The following is a 24849-nucleotide window of genomic DNA, read 5'->3' as shown; positions in this document are numbered from 1 at the left end:
GATGGCCCGGCCGGCTTGTGCGATCGGCGGTACGTTGGTTTGCGGAACGTACCCCGTCGCGCGTGGAAGCGGCATCGGCGCCGGCGCGTGGGTGATGCCGACCACGTTGGGCGCGTCCGGCGCGAGCAGGGGCAGCGCCAGCGGCCGGCTCCAGGCCAGGCCGAGCAGCAGCTGCAGGCCGACCAGCCACCACAGCGCACTGCGCATCGCCGCAGGCAGGCGCGGCGCCAGGCGCAGCAGCAGCGCCACTGCGGCGATCAGCACGCAGGCCTGCAGCGAGCTCCAGGCCAGGCGCAGCAGCAGTTCCCCTGCAACGGCGGTCGGTGTGGACATGTCAGGACTCCTTGCGGCGCGACTGCAGCTGGGCGACCAGCGCTTCGAGCTCTGCCAGCTCCTCGTCGCTGACCTCGGCTCGTTCGGACAGGTAGGCCACGAACGGCGACACCGATCCGCTCAGGGTCTTCTCCACGAAGCTGCCGACCGCCTGGCGCATCGCCACGCCGGGTGCGGTGGCGGGGCTGTAGCGATACAGGCCGCCGGCCTGGCGGCGCTTGAGGTAACCCTTGCCGCGCAGGCGCTCCATCATGGTCAGCACGGTGGAGCGGGCCAGGCCGCGCGCCTCGCCGAAGCCGGCGGCGACTTCGCCCACCGACGCGGGCGCGTGCTCGGCGAGGTAGTGGAGCAGGGCGAGTTCCTGGTCGCCGATGGTGGGGCGGGGCATGGCGGACTCCTGACTACAGATGTAGTCAAGCTAGCGCTGACTACAACTGTAGTCAATAGGGCTGGCGGCACACGGCACGGCTCCTCTCGCTGGAGGGGAAAGGCAAAAAAAACGGGCGCCCGAGGGCGCCCGTCAGTCGTACCGGCCGAAGCCGCTGGATCAGAACGAGTAACGCAGGGTCAGCATCGCCGACCAGCGGGACACCACGCGGCTGGGGTCGTAGAAGCCGCCGTCGTAGGTCTGCAGCTGCTGCGGCTGGTAGTTGCCGTTCTTGTCGGTGGGCAGCGTGTAGACGTACTGGCCCTGCGCATTCACGCCGGCGTAGCTGGCGAGGTTGCGGGTCGGGTAGATGCCGGTGTTGCGCTGCTGCCCCCAGTTCTTGTTGAGCAGGTTGAGCACGTTGTAGATGTCCAGGCGCAGCTCGCCCTTGTTGCCCTTGAAGATGCCGGGCACTTCCTGCGAGAGGCTCATGTCCAGCTCGTTCGCCCAGGCGGTGCGGTCGCCGTTGCGGGCGGCGACCTGGCCGCGATGGTCCTTGAGGTACTTATCGGCGGCGAGGAAGGCCTGGAACTGGTTGATCACCTGCTGGCTGGTGCCGGCGGCGTAGGCCACCTTCGGGTCGTTGGCCGTCGGGATGTAGGCCGGATCCCAGCCCGACACGCTGTCGCCGTTGGCGTCGTTGCTGAACACCCAGGTGTAGGGCATGCCGGTGCGGCCGCTGTAGAAGGCCGACACCTGCGTCTTGTAGTCGCCGAAGAACGCGTGCTGCCAGGTCAGCGAGGCCTTCAGGGCCTTGGCCACGTTGTAGTTGGAGGTGGCCTCGACGTTGCTGTTGGGGTTGAGGCGGGCGACGCGCTGGTAGCCGTTGTAGGCGATGGTGTCGGTGCCCGGGTCGACGTCGGTGGCGTGGTTGAAGGTCAGGCTGACGTTGCCGAACCAGTTCTCCGAGAACGGCTTGGCCAGCGCCAGGGTCAGGCTGTCGGACTTGCCCCGATGGGTGTTGGTGAGCAGCGTGGAGGCGGTGCTGATCGACGGATTGCGGTTGGCCAGAGCGTCCTTCGAGGTCGGTGCCTCGCCCGGGGTCTTCCAGAACTGCAGGCGGCCATCGGGCAATACGCCGGTCGGCGCGCCGTAGTTGACCGCTTCGTACAGGATGCCGTCGCGCACCTTGATGTGCTGGTACTCGGCCGAAGCGATCAGGCCCCACCAGGGCAGCTCGCGGTCCAGCGCCAGGCTCATCTTCCACACGGTCGGCAGGCGGAAGTCCTTGGCGACGGTGTCGATCGAGCCCGCACCGCCGCCGGCCGGGATGTTCTGGTTGTGCGGGTCGGCGCTGAAGGGCGCGCTAGCCGGGACGAACGAGGTGTAGTTGAGCAGGGTGACGCCGTTGTTCTGGAACGGGTTGGTCAGCCACACCGTCGGCGGGTTGGTCTGGAACAGGCCCACGCCGCCCCGCAGCTGGGTCTTGTACTGGCTGTCGAACAGGTAGTTGAACGAAAGGCGCGGCTCGACCACGCGGTTGGAGGAGCCGACCGTGTAGTTGTTGGCATAGCCGAACGCCTGCGCGAACGCCGCGTTGTAGACCGGCTGCCCACCGGTGTGCGGGATGTCCACGCGCACGCCGTACTGCACCGACAGCGCATCGGTGACCTGCCAGGTGTCCTGCAGGAACGGGCTGTACTGGCTGTAGGTCCACTTGCCGGCGATGTCGTCCAGCGCGTAGCCGGGTGCCGGGTGATACAGCTCGTACTTGTTGTAGTTGCCGGCGGCGAAGTTGGTCAGGCCCCAGAAGGTGTAGACGCCGAACTCGGCCTGGCCGAACAGGTTGTTGATCTTGTTGCGCTGGTAGTCGATGCCGCCCTTGATCGCGTGGTCACCCAGGTAATAAGTGCCGGCCAGGAAGACCGAGGTCTTCTTGGTGTCGATGTGGTTGTAGTGGCGGTAGCGCTCCTCTCCCAGGTTCACCGACGGGCCCTTGCCGGTGGGCGACAGGTTCACGTTCACCGCCGGCTGCTGGAACGGCGCGGTGGTGTCCTGCACGTACTTCTGGTAGCCGACCTTGGCCTCGGTGGAGAAGTTGTCGGTCCAGTCGTCGAACACGTGCGCGACGTAGTTGTCGGTGGTGATCGCCTTGGTGTAGGTGTAGCTGGTCAGGCCCACGCTGGACGGGCTGTTGCCGCCCACGGCCGGCAGCAGCTCCTTGGTGCGCTGGTAGGTGAAGCTGGCGCGGTGGTTGTTGGTGATGTTCCAGTCGATCTTGCCCAGGTAGCGCTTGTCGTCGTAGGTCAGGCCGGTCGGGCCGCCGAAGGTGCCGGGCGTGAGGCCCAGCTGCTTGGCCGTGTCGATGACCTTCTGCAGGTCGCCCGGCGAGACCTTGTTGCTGGTGGACGGGCCGCTGCCCAGCGTGTTGTCCAGGCCGTTGGCGGAGTCCGCGCCGATGCCGGTAGTCTTCTCGTGCTCGGCCGAGACGAAGAAGAACAGCTTGTCCTTGAGGATCGGGCCGCCGACGTTGAAGCCGTAGGTGGCGTCCTTCTGGTAGCCCTTGTAGTGGTAGCCCGGGTCGCTGCTGGACAGCCAGCCGGCGTCGCCCACCAGGTGGTTGGCGTTGCGGTAGGCGTAGTACACCGAGCCGTGGAACTGGTTGGTGCCGGACTTGGTCACCGCGTTGACGTCGGCGCCGACCACGTCGGAGGAGGTGTCGTAGTTGGCGGTGGAGATGTTGTATTCGGCGATCGTCTCGGGCGAGATCGGCGACTTCTGGTAGGGCAGGCCGTTCGCGTTCAGGCCAAACGGGTCGCCCTGGGTCACGCCGTCCACGGCGATGTTGTTGAAGCGGTTGTTCATGCCCGCGGCGGAGATCGCGCCGGTGCCCTGGTCGGTCACGGTGATGCGCGGGTCCAGGCGTGCCACGTCGTCGATCGAGCGGTTGCCCTGCGGCGTGGCCTGCAGCTGGCGCTGCGAGATGTTGGTGGACAGGCCCTTGTTCTCGGTCGAGAAGGTCTGCGCCAGCGTAGAGGCACTGACCGTGACCGCGCCCAGCGTGCTCGCCTCGGCGGCGGCGGCGCCCATCGTCAGATTGATCGAGGACGGCTGGCCCAGCTGCAGGTACACATTGTCCTGCTCGGCGCCGGCCAGGCCGCCCTTGCTCGCGGTGATCGCGAACGGGCCGCCCACGCGCAGACCCTGCGCGGCATAACGGCCGTCGGCGTCGGTGGTCACCGTCTTGGTGGTGCCGGAGGGCTCGTGCACGATGGTCACGATGGCGCCGGCCACCGGCTGGCCATGCGCGTCGAGCACGCGGCCGTTGGCGCCGGAGGTGGTGATGTTCTGGGCGGCCACTGGCGCCATCGCCAGCAGCGAGGCGATGGCGAACGGAAGTACGCGCACGCGGATCATGGATTTCATGGAGTTCCCGGGGTGGTGACGGACACGTTGCCGACGCCCAGGCGCCGCCGCCTCCCGGCAGGAGGCGGTCGCAGCTTGGACACGGGCGCCGGGGCCCGGCGCAATGGCCCGCATTGTAGGCGTCGCAAGATGACAATTGAACGAAATCTTCACGAAGCCTTCAGCCCGGGTTAGGCCTCGGCCGGGCGGCCGCTTCCCTGTCCGCCGGTGTGCTCCTCGTCGCGTTCGCAGCCGCAGCGGCCGCGCGGACAAGGGTGATCGATGCCGGTGAGCCGCACGAGCGGGCTGTCGAACAGCACGGTGACACCGGCCGGGCTCATCGGTTCCTCGCGACGCGGCGAGAGGTCAGCCTCTCAGAACGCCATGTCGAACGCCACCTCGCCCTGCACGCCGATTTGGTAGGCCGAGACGCGCCGCTCGAAGAAGTTGGTGACTTCCTGCACGTCCTGCAGGTCCATGAAGTCGAACGGGTTGGCGACGCCATACTTCTTAGGCAGACCGAGCTGAGCCAGGCGCTGGTCGGCGCAGTATTCCAGGTACTGGCGCATGTCCTTCACCGACAGGCCGTCCACGCCGCCGGACAGCACGTCCTGCGCGAACTGCGTCTCGCAGGCGATCGCCTCCTCCAGCATCTGCTCGACCTGCGCGCGCAGCTCCGCGTCGAACAGCTCCGGCTCCTCGGCGCGCACGGTGCGCGCCACCTCGAAGGCGAACGCCATGTGGCTGCTCTCGTCGCGGAACACCCAGTTGGTGCCCGAGGCCAGCCCGTGCAGCAGCCCGCGCGAGCGCAGGTAGTAGACGTAGGCGAAGGCGGCGTAGAAGAACAGTCCCTCGATGCACGCGGCGAAGCAGATCAGGTTGAGCAGGAACTGGCGCCGCTGTTCGCGCGTCTCGACGCGACGCAGGTGCTGGACGGAGTCGATCCACTTGAAACAGAACGCGCCCTTGGCGCGGATCGAGGGGATCGTCTCGATCGCGTCGAAGGCCTTGTGCCGCTCGCCCGGATCGGGGATGTAGGTATCCAGCAGGGTGAGGTAGAACTGCACGTGCAGCGCTTCCTCGTAGAGCTGGCGCGAGAGGTACATGCGCGCCTCGGGCGCGTTGATGTGCTGGTACAGGTTGAGCACCAGGTTGTTCGACACGATGGTGTCGCCGGTGGCGAAGAAGGCGACCAGGCGCTGGATCAGGTGGCGCTCGGCGGGGTTCATCTTGCCGTTGAGGTCGTTGAGGTCGGGCGCGAAGTCGACCTCGTCCACGGTCCAGGTGTTGCGGATGGCGGCGCGGTACATCTCGTAGAACGCCGGGTAGCGCATCGGACGCAGGGTGAGGGCGTAACCGGGGTCGAGCAGCTGGCTGGTCATGGGTGCCTCGGATGTATTCCTTCTCCTTCCGGGAGAAGGTGCCCCGAAGGGGCGATGAGGGTGCGGGTCTTGCGTAGATGCCGGAGCGGGCGGCCTTCGACTTCGGCGCTTCGCGCCTACGCTCAGGGCGAACGGTTCATGGCTGTCGCGACGGCCCCCGGCCCCTCTCCCGGCGGGAGAGGGGAGCAGGAGCTAGAGCTTGCGCGCGTAGGCGTCGTGCACGAACTTGCTGACGTAGGTCGCCAGCCCTTCGCCGGCCTGCGCCAGCATCTGCATGTTGCGTACGTGTTCGGCGCCAGTGGCCGCGTCGGTGTATTCGTAGGTCTCGCCGCCGACGAAGCGGATGCGGAGCCAGCCTTCGCCCAGCTCGTAGGCGACGACGCCGGAGTGGCCGTCCAGGTTGCGGTAGCGATGCATGCACGGGGCCGGTTCATTGGCAGGCCTCGCAATACTCGGGATTCTCCAGTGAACAGAACACCGCTGCGTTCGCTTGCGCCTGATCCGGCATCGCGGCCACGGTCGTCTTGGCGATCCGGGTCGCCGGCCGCGAGCGCAGGTAGTAGGTCGTCTTGATGCCGGCCTTCCACGCGTACATGTACATCGAGGAGAGTTGCCCGATGTTCGGGTTCTCCATGAACAGGTTCAGCGACTGGCTCTGGTCGATGTAGGCGCCGCGTGCGGCGGCCAGGTCGATCAGCGCCTTCTGCGGCAGCTCCCACACGGTGCGGTAGACCTGCCGCAGCCGCCCGGGAATCGCCGCGATGCCCTGGATGGAGCCTTCGGCCAGCTTGATCGCGTCGCGCACCTCGCTCGTCCACAGGCCGAGCGTCTTCAGCTCCTCCACCAGGTAGCGGTTGACCACCAGGAAGTCGCCCGAGAGCGTCTCGCGCTTGAACAGGTTGGACACCTGCGGCTCGATGCATTCGTAGCAGCCGGCGATCGAGGCGATGGTGGCGGTGGGCGCGATGGCGATCAGCAGCGAGTTGCGCAGGCCGCCGTTCTTGATCCGTTCGCGCAGTGCGTCCCAGCGCGAGGGCTCGTGCGGCGCCGCCTGGGGCCAGTAGTCGAACTGCAGTTCGCCGCGCGCGGCGCGGGTTTCGCCAAAGCCCGGATGCGCGCCGGCCTGCCCGGCCAACGCGCAGGACTCGTCCAGCGCGTGGAAGTAGACCTCCTCAGCGATGCGGGTGGACAGCGCCAGCGCGTCGGCGGAATCGAACGGCAGGCGCAGCTGGAAGAACACGTCCTGCAGCCCCATCACGCCCAGGCCCACCGGCCGCCATTTCTGGTTCGCCCTGCGTGCCGTGGCGATCGGATAGAAGTTGAGGTCGATCACGCGGTCGAGCTGGCGCACCGCCACGCGTACGGTGGCGGCGAGCTCGGCGAAGTCGAAGGCGCCGTCCGTGACGTGCCGCGCCAGGTTGATCGAGCCCAGGTTGCACACCGCCGTTTCGTCGGCGGAGGTGACTTCCAGGATCTCCGTGCACAGGTTGGACAGGTGGATCACGTTGCCCGCCTCGGCGGTCTGGTTGCCGGTAGCGTTGCAGCGGTCCTTGAAGGTCATCCAGCCGTTGCCGGTCTGCGCCAGCGTGCGCAGCATGCGTGCGTAGAGCTCGCGCGCCTTCACCGTCTTCACCGCCAGGCCGCCTGCTTCGGCTTCGCGGTAGGCGTGCTCGAACGCCACGCCCCACAGGTCGGTGAGCTGCGGCACCACTTTGGGATCGAACAGCGACCAGTCGCCGTCGGCCTCGACCCGGCGCATGAATTCGTCCGGCACCCAGTTGGCGAGATTGAGGTTGTGCGTGCGGCGCGCCTCGTCTCCGGTGTTGTCGCGCAGTTCGAGGAACTCCTCGATATCCGCGTGCCACGGCTCCACGTAGACGCAGGCAGCGCCCTTGCGCTTGCCGCCCTGGTTGACTGCGGCCACCGAGGCATCCAGCGTCTTCAGCCACGGCACCAGCCCGTTGGAATGGCCGTTGGTGCCGCGGATCAGCGAGCCGCGCGAGCGCACGCGGGTGAAGGACAGACCGATGCCGCCGGCGAACTTGCTGAGCTTGGCGACGTCCGCGTACTTGTCGTAGATCGCCTCCAGCGAATCGGCCGGCGAATCGAGCAGGAAGCAGGAGGACAGCTGCTCGTGCGCGGTGCCGGCGTTGAACAGCGTGGGCGAGCTGGCGATGTATTCCAGTGCGCTGAGCAGCCGATACAGCTCCAGCGTCTCGCCTACGTCGTTGCCGCCCAGCGCGCAGGCGATGCGCATGAAGAAGTGTTGCGGCGTCTCGATCACGCGGCGTGCCTGCGGGTGGCGCAGGAGGTAACGGTCGTACACCGTGCGCAGGCCGAAGTATTCGAAGCGGCGGGTGGCGGCCGGGTCGATTGCGTCGTTGAGCTTGCGCGCGTGGGCGGCGACGAAATCGCGCAGCCGCGTGTTGAGCAGGCCGAGTTCGGCGCCGCGCGCGATCGACTGCGAGAAGCTCTGGATCTCCTGCCCGCGCACTTCCTTGTCGATGTAGGCGCCGAGCAGCCGCGCGGCGAGCTGGCCGTATTCGGGCTCCTCGGCGGTGAGCGCGGCGGCGGTGCGGATCGAGAGCTGGTCCAGCTCCGCCGTGGTGGCGCCGTCGTAGAGGCCGCCGATGGTCTTGAGCGCCACGCGCAGCGGGTCGACCGCGTGCAGGCCGTCGGCGTTGCGCGTCACCGCGCGCACGATCTTGTTGACGTCCACGCTCTCGGTGGCGCCGTTGCGCTTGGTCACGCGCATCTGCGCAGGGCTGTGCGGCGAGGTCAGGGCAAAGCCGTCGTCGGCGCGCGCGGTGGGCGTGCCTTCGCCGGAAGGAGTGTCGAGGGTGTCCATGCGGGTCTCCGGAGGGGAGCCACCACGCGATGCGGAGGAGAACGCACCGACGCGACGGTTCCGAAACATCAAACGCCTGCTCCCGCGCGCAGGGCCTGAGGGTTCTGCTTCACGGAAGAACGCGCATCACGCAGGCATGGGGCCGCCTGCATGCGACGCGCTTCCCCGCGGAAGCGGCCACCCGCGCCGGGCCGCGTCAGGGTCGGCCGGACGCGTCTCAGTGGACGCGACCGCCGGCCCTTGGGGCCTGGCGTGCCGGCAGGTCTTCGGACTTCGCGGACACGGGCCCGGAGGCCCACCTAGTTCCCGTCGCTTCCCAGGCGCTGCGGCCCAGTGCATGTGACGGGTTTCGTTTCCGCTTACCGCTGCGGGGCAGTTCCGGATTCGCACCGGATTCCCTTTTAAGCCCGACCGACAGTCGCGTCTGGACGGGCACCGACGGACACAACATATCGGGGTGGTGCTCGATGGTCAACCCAAGATTTCGTGTTGTCGCTACGGGTGCGGTTTGCCTTTCTGCCTGCTGGGAGGGGCGGGGAAAGGGCTCGGTGTTGCCGGACGCAACGCTCTGCCCGGACCCTCTCCCGCCGTCGGACGAGCCCTCCGGGCGGGAGAGGAAGAAAGGCGCCGACAGCCGCAGACGCCCCGCACTCACCTGTCCGCCACGGCGCGCTGCCTATCGTCGTGGGCCGAACCTAGCCACAACGGGAGCGGACGATGGCCACTACGAAGACCGCCCAGCGCGGCCGCGGCACCGGCAAGGCGGTGGCAAAAGAACGGCGTGTGCAGTCGCAAATCGACACGAAGGACAAGCAGAAGCAGCAGGGCAAGGCATCCAAGTCCGTCGCCGGGAAGAGCGCGTCGAAGAAGCAGCCGGGCCAGACCAGCCCGCGGCCGAAGCCGCGCCCCCCGTTGCCCGAGCAGCACCTGAGCAAGCCGGGCAAGGAAGCCAAGCTGCAACCGCGCCCGCAGTTCGAGGCGCCCGCATACCGCGGCAGCGGCAAGCTGGAGGACATGGTGGCGATCATCACCGGCGGCGACTCCGGCATCGGCCGCGCGGTGGCGGTGCTGTTCGCGCGCGAGGGCGCCGACGTGGCGGTGGTGTACCTGTCCGAGGGCGATGACGCGCGCGAGACCCAGCGCCACGTGGAAAAGGAAGGCCGCCGCTGCCTGCTGATCCGTGGCGACGTGAAGGATCCGGCGTTCTGCGGGAAGGCGGTGGACCGCACGCTCGACGAGTTCGGCCGCCTCGACGTACTGGTCAACAACGCCGCCTTCCAGGAACACGCCGACGCGCTGGAGGACATCAGCGAGGAGCACTTCGACCTCACCATGCGCACCAACATCTATGGCTACTTCCACATGACCAAGGCGGCGCTGCCGCACCTGCACGAGGGCAGCGCGATCATCAACACCGGTTCGGAAACCGGCCTGTTCGGCAACGCGCACCTGCTCGACTACTCGGCGACCAAGGGCGCCATCCACGCGTTCACCATGTCGCTCGCCAGCAACCTGGTGTCACGCGGCATCCGCGTCAATGCGGTGGCGCCGGGGCCGGTGTGGACCCCCCTCAATCCCGCCGACCGGTCCGCCAGCCAGGTCGCCAGGTTCGGCGAGCAGAACCCATGGGGGCGGCCGGCGCAGCCGGAGGAGCTCTCGCCGGCGTACGTCTTCCTCGCCGCGCCGAGCTGTTCGAGCTACGTCAGCGGTGCGATCCTGCCGGTGATGGGCGGCCCGACCGGTTGACGCCATGCACCTGACCGACCCGTGGTGGGTGTATGCGCTGCGCGGCGTGGGCGTCTACCTGGGGCTGCTGGTCGTACTGAGGCTGCTCGGCAAGCGCTCGTTCGGCGAAATGACCACCTTCGACATCGTGGTGCTGATGCTGGTCGGCGGCACCTTGCGCACGGCGATCATCGGCGACGACAAGTCGCCGCTGGCGCCGGTCATCGGGGTGCTGGCGATCTTCCTGCTGGACAAGGCCGTGGCCTGGCTGTGCGCGCGCTGGCGCGGCTTCGATCGCGTGGTGGAGGGCAAGGACAGCCTGCTCGCCCGCGACGGACGCGTGGTGGAGGGCGCGCTGCGCCGGCACGACATGTCCGAGGCGGCGTTCCGCCGCGCGCTGCGCGAGAAGGGCCTGCACGAACTAAACGACGTGGCCGAGGCGCGGCTGGAGGCCAACGGCAAGATCAGCGTGCTGAAGGCCGGCAGGCCTGTCGAATAGGCTGCCTCGTCAGCGGAAACGCACGCGACCTCGTCAGCCGATCTTTTCCAGCTGCGCTTCATAGACCCGGTACAGCCATTCCTCTTCGCGTTCGATGCGCTGCTGCAGCACCGCCAGCAATTGTTCCAGGCTGCGCGCGAAGGCGAACGGATCGGCGCTGCCGTCGCGGTAGGTGTCGAAGAAGGCCATCAGCGCAGGCGTGAGCTGCTGCATCTCGTCGGCGTACCGGCGCGCCAGGGCGGAGGTGGCCGGGTCCGCGCGCAGCGCCGGGTAGAGCTGGCTGTCTTCCAGCTTGAGGTGCGCAAGCATCGCCTGCCGCGCGCGCTGCAGCCGGTCGCGGCCTGTCGCTTCGGCCACGCCCAGGCGATGCAGCTCGTCGAGCATCACGGCCAGCTGCGCGTGCTGGTCGCGCAGGATGTCGGTCAACCTCACGCGGCACTCCCACCGTCGCCGCCGTGGTGCCAGTGCGCCGTGCGCCCGAGCCAGGCCGGCACGTCGTCGGCGGGCAGCGGCGGGGATACGTGGAAGCCCTGCACTTCGTCGCAGGCCATCCGGCGCACGGTGTCGTAGATGCGCCGGGTTTCCACGCCTTCGACCACCACGCGGAAACCGAGGTCGCGCGCCAGTGCGGCCGTCGAGCGCACGATCGCCGCATCGTGCCGGTTGGCATCCATCGAGCGGACGAACGACTGGTCGATCTTCAGGCAGGTGGCCGGCATCTGGCGCAGCGAAGCGAGGTTGCTGTAGCCGGTGCCGAAGTCGTCGATCGCGATGCCGGCGCCCAGTTCGCGCACCGCCGCCAAGTGCCGGCTGGTGGCGTCGTTGTGCAGCAGCAGCGTGCTCTCGGTGAACTCCAGTTCCAGCGCGCGCGGGTCCAGCGCGTGGCGGCTGGCGACCGCTTCCAGGCGGGTGACCAGGTCGGCATCGAAGTCGGCGTTGGAGATGTTGATGGACAGCCCGATGCCGTGGCCGGCCCGGTGCCATCCGGCCAGCTGCGCCACGCTGTGGTCGAGCACCCAGCCGGTCAGCGAGCGCATCAGCCCGGCGCGCTCGGCCAGCGGCACGAACTGGCTCGGCGGTACCTCGCCCAGGGTCGGGTGGCGCCACCGCGCGAGCGCCTCGACCGCCACGCAGCGCCCGTCGCTGAGGCGTACGCGGGGCTGGTAGTGCAGGTAGAGCTCGGTGCGCTCGGTGAGTGCGGCGGCCAGCTCGGTGACCAGGAAGAATTCCTGCCGGTGGCGCTCGTCCTGGCTGCGCTCGTACAGCGCCCAGCCGCGCGGGTTGTTCTGCGCGGCGTGCGAGGCGCTCATCACCTGGCGCAGCGGGTCGGCGCCGTCGAGCCGGCGCACGTCCAGGTCGAGCAGGCCCACGCCGGGCTGCAGCGTGAGCGGGATGTCCAGGCAATCGACTGGCGTGCGCAGGCGCATGACCAGGTCGTCCAGCTGGCCGGCACCCAACGGCGCGTCGGCCTCGGGCAGCACCGCGGCGAAGCGCGTCACGCCGACCTGGTACAGGTGCGTGTCGGCCGGCATCCAGGCCTGCACGCGCGCGGCCACGGCGCGCATCAGTTCGTCGGCATAGGGAAAGCCCATCGCCCGCACGAAGGCGTTGAAGCGTTCCACCGGCGCGACCTCGATGGCGATCAGCCAGGCGCGCTGCGCGCCGTTGAGCCGGCGCGCGCGCAGGTCCTCGAAGAAGGCGCTACGGTGGGGCAGCTGGGTTACCGGATCGGTGCGGCCGAGGTAGCCGCCCAGCACCACGCCCGCGCCGGCCAGCCGTGCCGCGTCGCGCAGCGCGGCGTGTCCGGCTTCGTCCAGGCCGGTGCGCGGCGCCGGATCCATCACGCACAGCGCTCCCACGTGGCGGCCGCTCAAGGTGTACACCGGCTCGCAGGCGAAGAAGCGCAACGCGGCGCTGGCGGTACCCGAGAGCGGGGGCGTGTCGCGGTAGCGTGCGTCTGCGGCGATGTCGGCCAGCACCTGGCCGGTGCCGCGGCGCGCCGCTTCCAGATACAGCGGGTGCAGCACCTGCGTTTGGCTCGAATCGGTGTTGCGGCTGTACCAATAGGCGCTGCCGCTGCTGAGCACCAGCAGGACGATCGCCACGTCGAGCGAGGTGGCCGCGAGGTGCGCGACCGCATCGAAGCCCGGTATCGCGTAGCCATCCGGCGGTGGGTCGCCGCCGGCGGCGGATGCGGTGTCCGGTTCCGGGAACGCCGCTTCCAGGTCGTGCTCCACCGTCGTGTGCATGACGTTCCCCCTTCGTCCAACCTGGTGGGATCTGGCGATAACCCGCAGCTCAGGGTACTTCGGCTTCATCCGCAGCCGCAATGCGAATTTGGAAGGCATCGCCACCCGCGGCGGATCCCCGGGAGGGCGGGCAAGCGCCGGGAGCGAGCAGGCCTTCGCAAGGAGCCCGGCTACTCGGGCCGGTGCGGCAGCGCCAGGTAATGCTCGCTCTGCATCTCGATCAGGCGCGATTCGGTGCGGCTGAATTCGGCGCGGTGTCGCTCGCCGTCGTACAGCTCGGTGATCGGCGCGGCCGCCGAGAGCACCAGCTTGACGTGGCGGTCGTAGAACTCGTCCACCAGCAGCACGAAGCGTTTGGCGGCGTCCTCGCTGTAGATGGAGAACTGCGGCACGTTGGAGACGATCACCGTGGGCACGGTGCGCGCCAGCGCGATGTAGTCCGCCACCGCGCGCGGCCCCTCGCAGAGCGTCTCGAAATCGAACCAGATCACCCCGGCGGCGCGGCGGCGCACGGCCAGGACGCGGCCATTGAGCTCGATGGTGCCGTTTTCATGCGTGTCCTCCTGCGCCTGGCTGGCGAAGATGCGCGCCAGCGCGCGCTCCGCCTCGGCGCCCGGCGGCGTGAGGTAGACCGGCGCCTGGGTCAGCGCGCGCAGGCGCCAGTCGTGCGGCGAGACCATCTCGACCACGTGGCAGTGCGCCTGGATCAGCGCGATCGCGGGCAGGAAGCGGGCGCGCTGCAGGCCGTCCCGGTAGAGGCCCTGCGGCGGCGTGTTGGAGGTGGTGACCAGCGCCACGCCGCGGCGGAACAGCGCGTCGAGCAGGTTGGCCAGGATCATCGCGTCGCCGATGTCCTGCACCAGGAACTCGTCCAGGCACAGCACGCGGCAGCGTGCGGCGAGGCCCTCGGCGACGTCCTCCAGCGGGTCGGCGCGCTCGCCCAGCTCGCGCAGGCGCGCGTGCACCTCGCCCATGAAACGGTGGAAATGCCGGCGCAGCGCCACGCCGTGCGGCAGGCTGGCGGCGAACAAGTCCATCAGGAAGGTCTTGCCGCGGCCCACGCTGCCCCACAGGTACAGGCCCGGCACCGGCGCGCGCGCGTCCTCGCCGAACAGAGACTTCAGGCGGCCGAGCAGGCCGCCGTTGCCGGGCGTTGCGCACAGCAGCGCGTGCATGCGGTCGAACTGCGGCAGCACCGCCAGCTGCGCCGGGTCCGCTTCCCAGCGATGCGCGGCAACGCCTTCGTGGTAGCGGGCGGAGGGGGTGATCGAAGGGGTCATGCGGTGGACGTTTGCGGGTGAGTGTGCGGCTTCACGCCGAGACGAGAGGCCAGGCTGCCTGGGCTACTCATCCGTTGCGCAACGGCGGCAGCCACGGCTGCACCGCGTGTTTGACCGCTCCGCGCAGGTCCATCAGCCGGCGGTGGAAGAAATGGCTGGTCTCGGGCATGCGCACGACCTCGGGCTCGACCGGCAGGCTGTCGATCCAGTCGAACACGGCCTGCGGCTCGACCACCTCGTCGGCCTCGCCCTGCACGATCAGCCACGGGCACTGTGGCGCCTGCACTTCGGCGAGGGCGAAGCGCCCCGCCGGCGGCGCGATGCTGACCAGCGCCGCCGCCTTCAGGCGCACCGCGTTGCGGATGGTCACGTAGCTGCCGAAGGAGAAGCCGGCCAGCCACAGCGCGTCGCCCGGCCGCATGCGGCGGGCCCAGGCGACCACCGCGGCGAGGTCCTCGCCTTCGCCGTTGCCCTCGTCGTAGCTGCCCGCGGAGGCGCCGGTGCCGCGGAAGTTGAAGCGCACGGTATCCAGCCCGCACTCGCGCAGGCTGCGCTCGAGCATGGTCACCACCTTGTTGTGCATGGTGCCGCCCTGCACGGGGTTGGGGTGACAGATCACCGCCACGCCGGCGCGCGCCTCCGCGGGCGATGCCACGTTGGCGATGGCCTCCAGCTTGCCGGCCGGGCCGGCGAGAGCGAAGCTCGCCTCTTCGCCCGGAAAGGTTGCGGGGTCGTCGGGAAGGATGGTGGGCGTCATGCGCGCAATGATAACCGCCGGCACCCTGCCGCAGCCGCGGCACCGCGGAGCGGGCACATGAACCACCTGGCGCACGCGCTGCTGGCCGGCGACGACGAGGGCCTGCGGCTGGGCGGCGTGCTCGGCGATTTCGTGCGCGGCGCGCCCGATCCGGCCCTGCCGGCGAGCGTGCGTGCAGGCATCGCACTGCACCGCGCGATCGACGGCTACACCGACCGCCACGCCGAGGTGCTTGCCGCGCGCGCCCTGTTCCCGCCGCCGTACCGGCGCTACGCCGGTATCGCGCTGGACATGTGGTTCGATCACTGCCTGGCGCGCGACTTCGCGCGGTGGTCACCGGTGCCGCTGCAGGTGTTCTCGCAAGAGCTGCGCGCGCAGCTGGACCGGCAGGCTGCGCTGCTGCCGGCCACCGCGCACCGCTTCGTCCGCTACATGCAGGCCAACGACCTGCCCGCCGGCTACGCCGAACCGGAAATGCTCGGCCGCGCGCTGGCCGGAATCGGCCAGCGCCTGCAGCGGGACAATCCGCTGGATCGAATGCTGCCGGTGCTGCAGGCGCTGGACGCGCCGCTGCAGGCGCGCTTCGATGCGTTCTTCCCGCAGCTGCAGCGCTTCGCCCAGGCGTGGCGCCCGTAGCCACCTTGGAAACTTGATGGTGGACCGAAGCGCACCCTACGGGCCCGTTTCCCGCCGAGAGGCACAAACGAAAACGCCGCCCGGTGGGCGGCGTCTTGGGAAAGCCTTTTGATCAGGCCGGGGTTATTTGGCCTGGTCCACGATCCAGTGCACGGTGTTCTTGACCTGCTCGTCGGTGAGCGAGGGCATGCCGCCCTTGGGCGGCATGAAGTTGCCGTCGGGGCCGTGGTAGCCCTCGAGCGCATGCTTGACCAGGGTATCGATGCCCTCGGCGATGCGCGGCGCCCACGCGGCCTTGTCGCCCAGCTTGGGCGCGCCGGCGACGCCGGCGGTATGGCAGCTGTGGCACAGGCCGTCGTAGACGGTCTTGCCGTCGGTGCTGCCGCCGAAGGCGACCTGCGAGGCGGCGGCCTTGGCAGCGGCTTCCTGCGCGGCGGCCATAGCAGCGCGGCCGGTATCGCCCGCGTACACGGCGCCGGCCGGGGCCAGGCGCGCGGCGATCTTCTGCGCGACCTGCGGATTGGTTTCCTTCGGCGCGCGGGTGTAGATGGTGTAGGCCATGATCAGCAACACCAGCGCCAGCACGTGAAGACCGGCGATCAGCCAGCCGAACTGGCGGATGAAGCTCTGGTCCGATTTGGTCAAGGAACCGCTCACGCAAGTAACTCCAAGTGATCAGTGGACGTGCCGGCATGCCCTCGGGGGCCGGCACAAGGCAGACAAGACGCCCATTATAGAGCAAGCCGGCGGCAAGTTTCAGGGCCGCCCTATGCCCGCGGCACCTTTGTCGGTCATGCCGCGTACCATGGCCCGGTTGCATCCCCACATGCCATCGGTTGGGTGCCTTCGGTCATGGGGCACCTGTGTCAACTGGCATTGTCCAAGCCCGTTGCTGTAACCCTATCCTTTCACCGGGCCTATCGGCTGCGCACGGCGCGCGGCGTGCGGCCGACATCCAATCGGGAGTTTTTGCACATGTCGCGTTTCTGGAAGATCGCGCTGGCCGTCGTGGTGGTGCTGGTGCTGCTCGTGGTCGGGCTGCGCCTGATGCACAAGCCCGGCGGGCCACATGCAGGGCAGGACAAGGCCCAGGGCAAGGAAGGAGAACAACCCCCGGTGCCGGTGACCGTGGTGCCGGTGGCGCGCCAGGACGTGCCGGTCTACCTGACTGCGCTGGGCACGGTGCAGGCACTGAACACGGTGGCGATCAGCCCGCAGGTGAGCGGCCGCCTGCTGAGCCTGGAGTTCACCGAAGGCCAGCCGGTGAAGAAGGGCCAGGTGCTGGCGCAGATCGACCCGCGCACCTTCCAGGCCACCTACGACCAGGCCGTGGCGCGGCTGCACCAGGACCAGGCGCAGCTGGCGACCGCCAAGGCCAACTACTCGCGCAGCCAGGAACTCGGGCCGAAGGGCTACATCGCCAAGCAGGACCTGGACGCGCTGCGCAACACGGTGAGCCAGCTGGAGGCGACCGTCGCCGCCGACCAGGCCTCGATCCGCGACGCCGAGGTGCAGCTGGGCTACACCAAGGTGCTCTCGCCGATCGATGGACTGGCCGGCATCCGCGGCGTCGATCCGGGCAACGTGGTGACCACCACCAGCACCATCGTCACGCTGACCCAGCTCCATCCGATCAACGTGATGTTCAACCTGCCCGAGCAGAACCTGGACATGGTGCGCCAGGCTTCGCAGGGCGGCGGCGAGCTCACGGTGGCCGCGCTCGACCGCGGCGACGCGCACGTGGTGGCCGACGGCGGCGTGCTGAAGGTGATCGACAACCAGATCGATGCGAGCACCGGCACCTTCCGCCTGAAGTCGGAGTTCCCCAACAACGGCAACGCACTGTGGCCGGGCCAGTTCGTCAACGTGCGGCTGAAGGTGCGCACCGTCGGCGGCGGCCTGGTGATCCCTGCGCAGGCCGTGCAGCGCGGCCCGGACGGTGATTATGTCTACCTGCTGCAGGCGGACAACACGGTGAAGATGCAGCCGGTCAAGGTGGCGCAGGAGGTGGGCGACAGCGCGGTGATGATCGGCAGTGGCCTGAAGCAAGGCGATCGCGTGGTCACCGAGGGCCAGTTCCGGCTCAAGCCCGGCAGCAAGGTCAACCCGCTCAAGCCCGGCGAAGTGCCGGCGGCGCCGACCGCGGCCGAACTGCAGAAGGCCAAGCAGCAGGGCGCTGGCCGTGGCCGCCGCGGACATTGAGCTTTTGGATCGTTCGCGCCGGGCCAGCCCGGTGCGAACACCGAAAAAGCCGTTCGTCCTGAGCGTAGGCCGCAGGCCGAAGTCGAAGGGAAGCCCTTCGACTCCGCTGCGCTACGCTCAGGGCGAACGGTGGTTGCACGGCGGCGTGTTTACCCAACGAACCTGATCCGGATAACCCATGGGCTTCTCCACCCTCTTCATCCGCCGCCCGATCGCCACCTCGCTGCTGATGGTGGCGGTGTTGCTGCTGGGCGTGCTCGGCTACCGCCAGCTGCCGGTCTCCGCGCTGCCGGAGATCGACGCGCCCAGCCTGGTCGTGACCACGCAGTACCCGGGCGCCAGCGCCACCACCATGGCCGCGCTGGTGACGACGCCGCTGGAGCGCCAGTTCGGGCAGATCTCCGGGCTGTCGATCATGAGCTCGGATTCGTCCGCGGGCCTGTCGACGATCATCCTGCAGTTCAACATGGATCGTGACATCGACATCGCCGCACAGGACGTGCAGGCGGCGATCAGCGCGGCCAAGGGCACGCTGCCCAACAACCTGCCGTATCCGCCGGTGTACAACCGGGTGAACCCGGCCGATGCGCCGATCCTCACCCTGATGCTCACCTCCGACAGCCGCCAGCTGCGCGAGGTGAACGACCTGGCCGATTCGATCATCGCCCAGAAGCTCTCCCAGGTGCAGGGCGTGGGCCTGGTTTCGATCGCCGGCAACGTGCGCCCGGCCGTGCGCGTGCAGGTCAATCCCTCGCAGCTGTCCAACCTGGGGCTGACGCTGGAAGACGTGCGCGCTGCGCTGACGGCGGCCAACGTCAACGCGCCCAAGGGCACGCTCAACGGCGCCACGCAGAGCTACTCGATCGGCACCAACGACCAGCTCACCGACGCGGCCGCCTATGGCCAGACCATCATCAGCTACAAGGCCGGCGCGCCGGTGCGGCTGAAGGACGTCGCCCGCGTGGTCGACGGCGTGGAGAACGACCAGCTCGCCGCCTGGGCCAACGGCAAGCCGGCCGTGCTGCTGGACATCCGCCGCCAGCCCGGCGCCAACATCGTGCAGACCGTGCAGCAGATCCGCGCGGTGCTGCCGTCGCTGCAGGCGGTACTGCCGGCGGACGTGCACCTTGGCGTGTTCGCCGACCGCACGGTGACCATCCGCGCCTCGGTGCACGATGTGGAGTTCACGCTGATCCTTACCGTGTGCCTGGTGGTGGCGGTGATCTTCGTGTTCCTGCGCCGGCTGTGGGCCACGGTGATCCCGTCGGTGGCGGTGCCGCTGTCGCTGCTGGGCACCTTCGGCGTGATGGCGTTCACCGGCATGTCGCTGGACAACCTCTCGCTGATGGCGCTGACCGTGGCCACCGGCTTCGTGGTCGACGATGCGATCGTGATGATCGAGAACATCGTGCGCTACATCGAGCAGGGCAAGAGCGGCAAGGAGGCGGCCGAGATTGGCGCCAAGGAGATCGGCTTCACGGTGCTGTCGCTGACCGTCTCGCTGATCGCCGTGTTCCTGCCGCTGCTCTTGATGCCCGGCGTCACCGGCCGCCTGTTCCACGAGTTCGCCTGGGTGCTGACCATTGCGGTGGCGATCTCGATGCTGGTGTCGCTGACGCTGACGCCGATGATGTGCGCCTACCTGCTCAAGCCCGACCAGCTTCCGGAAGGTGATACCGCGCACGAGCACGCCGCGGCGCAGGGCAAGCGCAACCTGTGGACGCGCACGGTTGATCTCTACGCCCGCACGCTGGACGTGGTGCTCGACCACCGCCGCCTGACCATGCTGGTGGCGGGCGCCACCGTGGTGCTCACCGTGATCCTCTACGTGGTGATCCCCAAGGGCTTGCTGCCCGAGCAGGACACCGGCCTGATCACCGGCGTGGTGCAAGCGGACCAGAACATCGCCTTCCCGCAGATGGAGCAGCGCACCAAGGCGGTGGCCGACGCGCTGCACAAGGATCCGGCGGTGTCCGGCGTGGCGGCCTTCATCGGTGCCGGCTCGATCAACCCCACGCTCAACCAGGGCCAGCTCTCGATCGTGCTGAAGGACCGCGGCGATCGCGGCGGCCTGGACGAGGTGCTGCCGCGCCTGCAACAGGCGGTGGCCGGCATCCCGGGCGTGGCGCTGTACCTGAAGCCCGTGCAGGACGTGACGCTGGACACCCGCGTGGCGGCCACCGAGTACCAGTATTCGTTGTCGGAAGTGGACTCCAGGGATCTGGCCAGACGCGCCGAGCAGATGACCCAGGCGCTGCGCAAGCGGCCCGAGCTGGCCGACGTGGACAACAACCTGGCCGACCAGGGCAATGCGCTCAGGCTCACCATCGACCGTGAGAAGGCCAGCCGCCTGGGCGTGCCGGTGCAGACCATCGACGACACGCTGTACGACGCCTTCGGCCAGCGCCAGATCTCCACCATCTTCACCCAGCTGAACCAGTACCGCGTGGTGCTGGAAGTGGCGCCGGAGTTCCGCACCAGCCGCGACCTGCTCAACAAGCTCACCGTGCGCGGCAACGGCAACGGCGCGCTGACCGGCTCCTCCGCGACCAGCTTCGGCCAGCTCACCTCGGCCAACTCGGCCACGCCGGCAGGTATCGGCAACACCGGCAACGTGGGTTTCCAGATCGGTGCCGGCGGCACCATCCCGATCGCCTCGCTGGCCACCGCGCAGGTCGCTGCCGCGCCGCTGGTGGTCAGCCACCAGCAGCAGCTGCCGGCGGTGACGCTGTCGTTCAACCTCGCGCCGGGCTATTCGCTGTCGCAGGCGGTCGAGGCGATCCACGAAGTGGAGGCGCAGCTCGATTTCCCGCCGCAGGTGCGCGGCGAGTTCATCGGCAAGGCGGCAGAATTCAATGCCTCGCTGGGCGACGAGGTGTTGTTGCTGCTGGCAGCGATCGTGGTGATCTACATCGTGCTGGGCGTGCTCTACGAGAGCTATATCCACCCGCTCACCATCATCTCGACGCTGCCGCCGGCGGGTGTGGGTGCGCTGCTGGCGCTGATCCTGTGCGGCATGAGCCTGTCGGTGGACGGCATCGTCGGCATCGTGCTGCTGATCGGCATCGTCAAGAAGAACGCGATCATGATGATCGACTTCGCCATCGAGGCGCAGCGCGAAGGGCTCAATGCGCGCGAGGCGATCCGGCGCGCCTGCCTGCTGCGCTTCCGCCCGATCATGATGACCACTGCGGCGGCCATGCTCGGCGCGCTGCCGCTGGCGCTGGGCAACGGCATCGGCGCGGAACTGCGCCGGCCGCTGGGCGTGTCCATCGTCGGCGGCCTGCTGCTCTCGCAGCTGGTCACGCTCTACACCACGCCGGTGATCTACCTCTACATGGAACGCTTCTCCGACTGGTTGCGGCTGCGCCGCGAGCGGCGGGCGCTGGAGCGGGCGCAGGCCGACGCCCGCGCGGCGTAGCGCGTCTGGCTTCCCCTCCGGGAGGGTGCTGCCTTTGCTCCCCTGCCTTTGCGCCCTCTCCCCTTTTGGGGAGAGGGTTGGGGTGAGGGGTGGGTGCTCGCCGGATAGCTTGGTTGTGCGCTGTCGTTCTTGATTTGGCGGAAGCGACACACAAGAGCGATAAGCAAAAGCGCGTCAGCGCACAACCACGTCAACCCGCGAACACCCGTCCCTCACCCCCGCGCTCTCCCTCAAAGGGGAGAGCGCGCTAAGCCGGACCGCCACGGCAATGGATACGCGCCTCCGGTTCAACCGATACGCACTCCGCGCGTTAGCACGACGATGCCGCGTATCCTGTCCTCCTTTTTTCGAACCGCCGCCGCATGAACATCTCCGGCCCCTTCATCCGCCGCCCGATCGGCACCTCGCTGCTGGCCATGGGCGTGCTCATCGCGGGGGTGATCTGCTATGCGCTGCTGGGCGTGGCGGCGTTGCCGCAGATGCAGTTTCCGGTGATCTTCGTGCAGGCGCAGGAGGCCGGTGCCGATGCCAGCACCATGGCTTCCACCGTGGCCGCACCGCTGGAGCGGCACCTGGGCCAGGTACCGGGCATCGACACGATGCGCTCGCACAGTTCCGAGGGCAGCTCCTCGGTCTTTCTCATATTCCGCGGCGGTACCGACCTGGACGCCGCAGCGCGCGACGTGCAGGCGGCAATCAACGCGGCCGCGCCGGACCTGCCGCCGGGCCTCAACAGCCCGCCCAGCTACCAGAAGGCCAACCCCAACGACGATCCCATCATCGCCTTCGCGCTGACTTCCGACACGCAATCGGCGGCCGACCTGTACAACGCCGCCGACAGCCTGCTGGCGCAGCGGCTGCGGCAGTTGCCGGGCGTGTCCTCGGTGGAGATCGCCGGCGCGGCGACGCCGGCGATCCGCGTGGACGTCGACCTGCATGCGCTCAACGCGATGGGCCTCTCGCCCGACCAGCTGCGCAATGCGCTGACCGCGGCCAACGTGACCTCGCCGCAGGGCTTCCTGTCCAATGGCGCGACCACCATGGCGGTCACCGCCAACGACCAGCTGCATACGGCCGACGACTTCGCCAGGTTGGTGATCGCGGTGCGCAACCGCGTGCCGATCCGGCTGTCGGACGTCGCGCACGTCTACGCCGGCCAGCAGGACGCATACCAGGCGGCCTGGTTCCAGGGCAAGCCGGCCGTGCTGATGTACGTCTTCAGGAAGTCCGACGCCAACGTCATCGCCACCGTCGACAGCGTCAAGGCGCAGGTGCCCGCCTTGCGCGCCTACCTGCCGCCCGGCACCACGCTCACCCCGTACTTCGACGGCACGCCGACCATCCGCGCCTCGCTGCACGAGGTGCAGGCGACCTTACTGATCTCGCTGGCGATGGTGGTGCTGACCATGGCGCTGTTCCTGCGCCGGCTCGCGCCCACGCTGATCGCCGCGCTCACGGTGCCGCTGTCGCTGGCCGGCGCCTTCGCGGTGATGTACGTGTTCGGCTACACGCTCAACAACCTCACCCTGCTGGCGCTGGTGATCGCGATCGGCTTCGTGGTGGACGACGCCATCGTGGTGATCGAGAACGTGATCCGCCACATCGACCAGGGCATGCCGCGGATGGAGGCGGCGCTCACCGGCGCGCGCGAGATCGGCTTCACCATCGTCTCGATCACCGCCTCGCTGATCGCGGTGTTCATTCCGCTGCTGTTCGCGCCGGGCATCACCGGCATGTTCATGCACGAGTTCACGATGACGCTGGTGGCGGCGATCGCGATGTCGGCGCTGATCTCGCTCACCCTGACGCCTTCGCTGTGCGGGCTGTTCCTGCACGGCCACGCGACGGCGGAACCTTCCCGGATGGGCCGTGCGCTGGACCGCTTCCACGCCGGCATGCTCGGCCTCTACAGCCGTGCGCTGGACTTGGCGCTGCGCCACGCGCTGGCGCTTTCACTGACGCCGCTGGTGCTGATCGCGGCCACCTTCTTCCTGTTCGGCATGGTCAAGTCCGGCCTGTTCCCGCCGCAGGACACCGGGCTGATCTGGGGTCGCGCCACCTCCAGCGCCACGGTGTCGTTCCAGGGCGCGATGGAACGCCAGGAGCGGTTGACCCGGATGCTGCTGGCCGACCCGGACGTCAAGGCGGTCGGCTCGCGCCTGGGTACCAGCCGCCAGGGTACGGCCGGCGCGTTCAACATCGAGCTGAAGACCCTCGGCGAGGGCCGCCGCGACGACACCTTCGCCGTGCTTGCGCGGCTTTCGGCCAAGGCCGACCGCTACCCCGACCTCAACCTGCGCCTGCGCCCGATCCAGGACCTGCCCAGCGGCAGCGGGGGCGGCGGCAACCAGGGCGCGCAGTACCAGGTCTCGCTGCAGGGCGACAACCTGGAGGAGCTGCAGCTGTGGTTGCCACGGCTGGTCGCCGAGCTGAAGAAGAATCCCAAGCTCAAGGACGTCGGCAGCGACATCGACGAGGCCGGTCTGCGCCAGAACGTGGTGATCGACCGCGACAAGGCCGCACGGCTGGGCGTGTCGGTCGGCACCATCGATGGGGCGCTGTACAACGCCTTCGGCCAGCGCCAGGTCTCGACCATCTACTCGGACATCAACCAGTACAAGGTGGTGATCAATGCGCTGCCCGCGCAGACCGCCACGCCGGCGGCGATCGACCGCATCTACGTGCGCTCGGACAGTGGCCGGATGATCCCGCTCGGCGCGCTGGCGCACCAGGAGCCTGGCCTGGCGCCCTCGCAGGTCTCGCACGAGGACCAGTACACGACGATGGACCTGTCCTTCAACCTCGCCGACGGCGTGAGCATGGGCGAGGCGATGGCGATCATCCAGCACACGGTCGATGGCATGCGGATGCCCGGCGACATCCGGCTCAACGTGGGCGGCGACTTCCGCCGCTTCATGGAGACGCAGAGCGGCATGGGCTGGCTGATCCTGGCCGCGATCCTCACGGTCTACATCGTGCTGGGCATGCTCTACGAGAGCCTGATCCACCCGGTGACCATCCTCTCCACGCTGCCGGCGGCGGGCGTGGGCGCGCTGCTGGCGCTGTGGCTGACCGGCACGGAGCTGTCGGTGATCTCGCAGATCGCGCTGGTGCTCTTGATCGGCATCGTCAAGAAGAACGCGATCATGATGATCGACTTCGCGCTGGTGGCCGAGCGCGAACACGGCAAGAGTCCGCTGGAGGCGGTACGCGAGGCCTGCATCGTGCGCTTCCGTCCGATCATGATGACGACCATGGTGGCGATCCTTGCCGCGCTTCCGATCGCGATCGGCCTGGGCGAGGGTTCCGAACTGCGCCGCCCGCTCGGTATCGCGCTGATCGGCGGCCTGCTGATCTCGCAGAGCCTGACCCTGCTCAGCACGCCGGCGCTGTACGTGATCTTCTCCTGCCTGTCGGCGCGCTGGCGCGCATGGCGCGCAAGGCATCGCGGCCGTGCGGTGGTGCGCGTCTCCTAGGCTTTTGCTTCCTCTCCCCTGCGGGGAGAGGGAGCAGGATGTCAGGTGAAGTCCAGCGTGGCGGTGAGGTCGCCCGGGGGCGGGCCGCCGGCCGCGCGCATCGCGTCCTCGCGTTGCGTCAGGCCTTGGAGCTTGCGCAGGCCGAAGCGGCGGGTGATGAGGCGGGCGATCGAGCCGGTGTCGTAGACGGTGTGGTCGACGTGGCCCTTCTTCGCGTGCGGCGAGACCACGATCGCCGGGATGCGCGAGCCCGGTCCCCAGCGGTCGCC

General features: G+C 68.7%; 18 protein-coding genes, 1 pseudogene and 1 riboswitch. Of the genes and pseudogenes, 6 read left to right on the top strand and 13 right to left on the bottom strand.

Going from position 1 to position 24849, the window contains the following annotated elements:
* The 7 genes and pseudogenes from HOQ08_RS06380 to HOQ08_RS06350 all read right to left on the bottom strand — a co-directional run.
* Window positions 1-333, bottom strand: a pseudogene (locus tag HOQ08_RS06380) (peptidase M56); the annotation flags it as partial.
* Window position 334: 1 nt separating this feature from the next.
* On the bottom strand, window positions 335-721 hold the full coding sequence (locus HOQ08_RS06375) for a BlaI/MecI/CopY family transcriptional regulator (RefSeq protein ID WP_291192537.1): 387 nt from the start codon (window positions 719-721) through the stop codon (window positions 335-337).
* A gap of 159 nt (window positions 722-880) precedes the next feature.
* Window positions 881-4126 carry a TonB-dependent receptor gene (locus HOQ08_RS06370; RefSeq protein ID WP_291192536.1) on the bottom strand — a complete coding sequence of 1082 codons (3246 nt, stop codon included), beginning with the start codon at window positions 4124-4126 and terminating at the stop codon, window positions 881-883.
* A 170-nt stretch (window positions 4127-4296) separates the two neighbouring features.
* Window positions 4297-4446, bottom strand: a complete 150-nt coding sequence (locus tag HOQ08_RS06365) for a hypothetical protein (protein ID WP_291192535.1) — start codon at window positions 4444-4446, stop codon at window positions 4297-4299.
* 33 nt (window positions 4447-4479) lie between these two features.
* The gene (locus tag HOQ08_RS06360) at window positions 4480-5487 is read right to left on the bottom strand and encodes a ribonucleotide-diphosphate reductase subunit beta (protein ID WP_291192534.1); all 1008 of its coding nucleotides are present in this window, start codon (window positions 5485-5487) and stop codon (window positions 4480-4482) included.
* Between the two features lie 192 nt (window positions 5488-5679).
* Window positions 5680-5904: a hypothetical protein gene (locus HOQ08_RS06355; protein ID WP_291192533.1), complete on the bottom strand. Its 225-nt coding sequence runs from the start codon at window positions 5902-5904 to the stop codon at window positions 5680-5682.
* A gap of 13 nt (window positions 5905-5917) precedes the next feature.
* Window positions 5918-8335, bottom strand: coding sequence for a ribonucleoside-diphosphate reductase subunit alpha (locus HOQ08_RS06350; protein ID WP_291192532.1), 2418 nt, complete (start codon window positions 8333-8335; stop codon window positions 5918-5920).
* A 239-nt stretch (window positions 8336-8574) separates the two neighbouring features.
* Window positions 8575-8790, bottom strand: a riboswitch (cobalamin riboswitch).
* A 262-nt stretch (window positions 8791-9052) separates the two neighbouring features.
* Here HOQ08_RS06350 and HOQ08_RS06345 point away from each other — a divergent pair.
* Together HOQ08_RS06345 and HOQ08_RS06340 are read left to right on the top strand one after the other, a co-directional pair.
* Window positions 9053-10081, top strand: coding sequence for an SDR family oxidoreductase (locus tag HOQ08_RS06345; RefSeq protein ID WP_291192531.1), 1029 nt, complete (start codon window positions 9053-9055; stop codon window positions 10079-10081).
* A gap of 4 nt (window positions 10082-10085) precedes the next feature.
* The gene (locus tag HOQ08_RS06340; RefSeq protein WP_291192530.1) at window positions 10086-10559 is read left to right on the top strand and encodes a YetF domain-containing protein; all 474 of its coding nucleotides are present in this window, start codon (window positions 10086-10088) and stop codon (window positions 10557-10559) included.
* Window positions 10560-10592: 33 nt separating this feature from the next.
* On the opposite strand, the gene HOQ08_RS06335 is transcribed toward HOQ08_RS06340, so the two are convergent.
* From HOQ08_RS06335 to HOQ08_RS06320, 4 genes are all read right to left on the bottom strand, one after another.
* Window positions 10593-10991 carry a hemerythrin domain-containing protein gene (locus tag HOQ08_RS06335; protein ID WP_291192529.1) on the bottom strand — a complete coding sequence of 133 codons (399 nt, stop codon included), beginning with the start codon at window positions 10989-10991 and terminating at the stop codon, window positions 10593-10595.
* Window positions 10988-12808, bottom strand: a complete 1821-nt coding sequence (locus HOQ08_RS06330) for a bifunctional diguanylate cyclase/phosphodiesterase (protein WP_291192528.1) — start codon at window positions 12806-12808, stop codon at window positions 10988-10990. The genes HOQ08_RS06335 and HOQ08_RS06330 overlap by 4 nt, the downstream gene beginning before the upstream one ends.
* A 170-nt stretch (window positions 12809-12978) precedes the next feature.
* Window positions 12979-14088 carry a cell division protein ZapE gene (gene zapE / locus HOQ08_RS06325; RefSeq protein WP_291192527.1) on the bottom strand — a complete coding sequence of 370 codons (1110 nt, stop codon included), beginning with the start codon at window positions 14086-14088 and terminating at the stop codon, window positions 12979-12981.
* A 67-nt stretch (window positions 14089-14155) separates the two neighbouring features.
* Complete coding sequence (locus HOQ08_RS06320) at window positions 14156-14845, bottom strand: alpha/beta family hydrolase (RefSeq protein WP_291192526.1); 690 nt, start codon at window positions 14843-14845, stop codon at window positions 14156-14158.
* Window positions 14846-14902: 57 nt separating this feature from the next.
* On the opposite strand from HOQ08_RS06320, the gene HOQ08_RS06315 reads away from it, so the two are divergent.
* Window positions 14903-15481 carry an ACP phosphodiesterase gene (locus tag HOQ08_RS06315; RefSeq protein ID WP_291192525.1) on the top strand — a complete coding sequence of 193 codons (579 nt, stop codon included), beginning with the start codon at window positions 14903-14905 and terminating at the stop codon, window positions 15479-15481.
* A gap of 123 nt (window positions 15482-15604) precedes the next feature.
* Here the strand turns inward: HOQ08_RS06315 and HOQ08_RS06310 are convergent, their stop codons facing one another.
* Window positions 15605-16126, bottom strand: a complete 522-nt coding sequence (locus tag HOQ08_RS06310) for a c-type cytochrome (RefSeq protein WP_291192538.1) — start codon at window positions 16124-16126, stop codon at window positions 15605-15607.
* A gap of 330 nt (window positions 16127-16456) precedes the next feature.
* Between HOQ08_RS06310 and HOQ08_RS06305 the strand changes: the two genes are divergently transcribed.
* From HOQ08_RS06305 to HOQ08_RS06295, 3 genes are all read left to right on the top strand, one after another.
* On the top strand, window positions 16457-17683 hold the full coding sequence (locus HOQ08_RS06305; RefSeq protein ID WP_291192524.1) for an efflux RND transporter periplasmic adaptor subunit: 1227 nt from the start codon (window positions 16457-16459) through the stop codon (window positions 17681-17683).
* 178 nt (window positions 17684-17861) lie between these two features.
* Window positions 17862-21104, top strand: coding sequence for an efflux RND transporter permease subunit (locus HOQ08_RS06300; protein WP_291192523.1), 3243 nt, complete (start codon window positions 17862-17864; stop codon window positions 21102-21104).
* 362 nt (window positions 21105-21466) lie between these two features.
* A complete protein-coding gene (locus tag HOQ08_RS06295) occupies window positions 21467-24580 on the top strand; it encodes an efflux RND transporter permease subunit (RefSeq protein WP_291192522.1) in 3114 nt (1037 codons plus the stop codon).
* A gap of 41 nt (window positions 24581-24621) precedes the next feature.
* On the opposite strand, the gene HOQ08_RS06290 is transcribed toward HOQ08_RS06295, so the two are convergent.
* Window positions 24622-24849 (bottom strand): alkaline phosphatase family protein (locus HOQ08_RS06290; RefSeq protein WP_291192521.1); only part of this gene is annotated, 228 nt, incomplete at its 5' end.

It is taken from the genome of Frateuria sp. (assembly GCF_013362045.1).
In the GTDB taxonomy this organism is placed as follows: Bacteria; Pseudomonadota; Gammaproteobacteria; order Xanthomonadales; family Rhodanobacteraceae; genus Frateuria_A.
Note: the sequence above shows the minus strand (reverse complement) of the source record. Positions and strands in the feature narration are given on the sequence as shown.

Excerpts from the sequence above, each read along its gene's own strand:
- HOQ08_RS06375 (WP_291192537.1), bottom strand. The coding sequence starts at position 721 with ATGCCCCGCCCCACCATCGGCGACCAGGAACTCGCCCTGCTCCACTAC.
- HOQ08_RS06370 (WP_291192536.1), bottom strand. The coding sequence starts at position 4,126 with ATGAAATCCATGATCCGCGTGCGCGTACTTCCGTTCGCCATCGCCTCG.
- HOQ08_RS06365 (WP_291192535.1), bottom strand. The coding sequence starts at position 4,446 with ATGAGCCCGGCCGGTGTCACCGTGCTGTTCGACAGCCCGCTCGTGCGG.
- HOQ08_RS06360 (WP_291192534.1), bottom strand. The coding sequence starts at position 5,487 with ATGACCAGCCAGCTGCTCGACCCCGGTTACGCCCTCACCCTGCGTCCG.
- HOQ08_RS06355 (WP_291192533.1), bottom strand. The coding sequence starts at position 5,904 with ATGCATCGCTACCGCAACCTGGACGGCCACTCCGGCGTCGTCGCCTAC.
- HOQ08_RS06350 (WP_291192532.1), bottom strand. The coding sequence starts at position 8,335 with ATGGACACCCTCGACACTCCTTCCGGCGAAGGCACGCCCACCGCGCGC.
- HOQ08_RS06345 (WP_291192531.1), top strand. The coding sequence starts at position 9,053 with ATGGCCACTACGAAGACCGCCCAGCGCGGCCGCGGCACCGGCAAGGCG.
- HOQ08_RS06340 (WP_291192530.1), top strand. The coding sequence starts at position 10,086 with ATGCACCTGACCGACCCGTGGTGGGTGTATGCGCTGCGCGGCGTGGGC.
- HOQ08_RS06330 (WP_291192528.1), bottom strand. The coding sequence starts at position 12,808 with ATGCACACGACGGTGGAGCACGACCTGGAAGCGGCGTTCCCGGAACCG.
- zapE (WP_291192527.1), bottom strand. The coding sequence starts at position 14,088 with ATGACCCCTTCGATCACCCCCTCCGCCCGCTACCACGAAGGCGTTGCC.
- HOQ08_RS06320 (WP_291192526.1), bottom strand. The coding sequence starts at position 14,845 with ATGACGCCCACCATCCTTCCCGACGACCCCGCAACCTTTCCGGGCGAA.
- HOQ08_RS06315 (WP_291192525.1), top strand. The coding sequence starts at position 14,903 with ATGAACCACCTGGCGCACGCGCTGCTGGCCGGCGACGACGAGGGCCTG.
- HOQ08_RS06305 (WP_291192524.1), top strand. The coding sequence starts at position 16,457 with ATGTCGCGTTTCTGGAAGATCGCGCTGGCCGTCGTGGTGGTGCTGGTG.
- HOQ08_RS06300 (WP_291192523.1), top strand. The coding sequence starts at position 17,862 with ATGGGCTTCTCCACCCTCTTCATCCGCCGCCCGATCGCCACCTCGCTG.
- HOQ08_RS06295 (WP_291192522.1), top strand. The coding sequence starts at position 21,467 with ATGAACATCTCCGGCCCCTTCATCCGCCGCCCGATCGGCACCTCGCTG.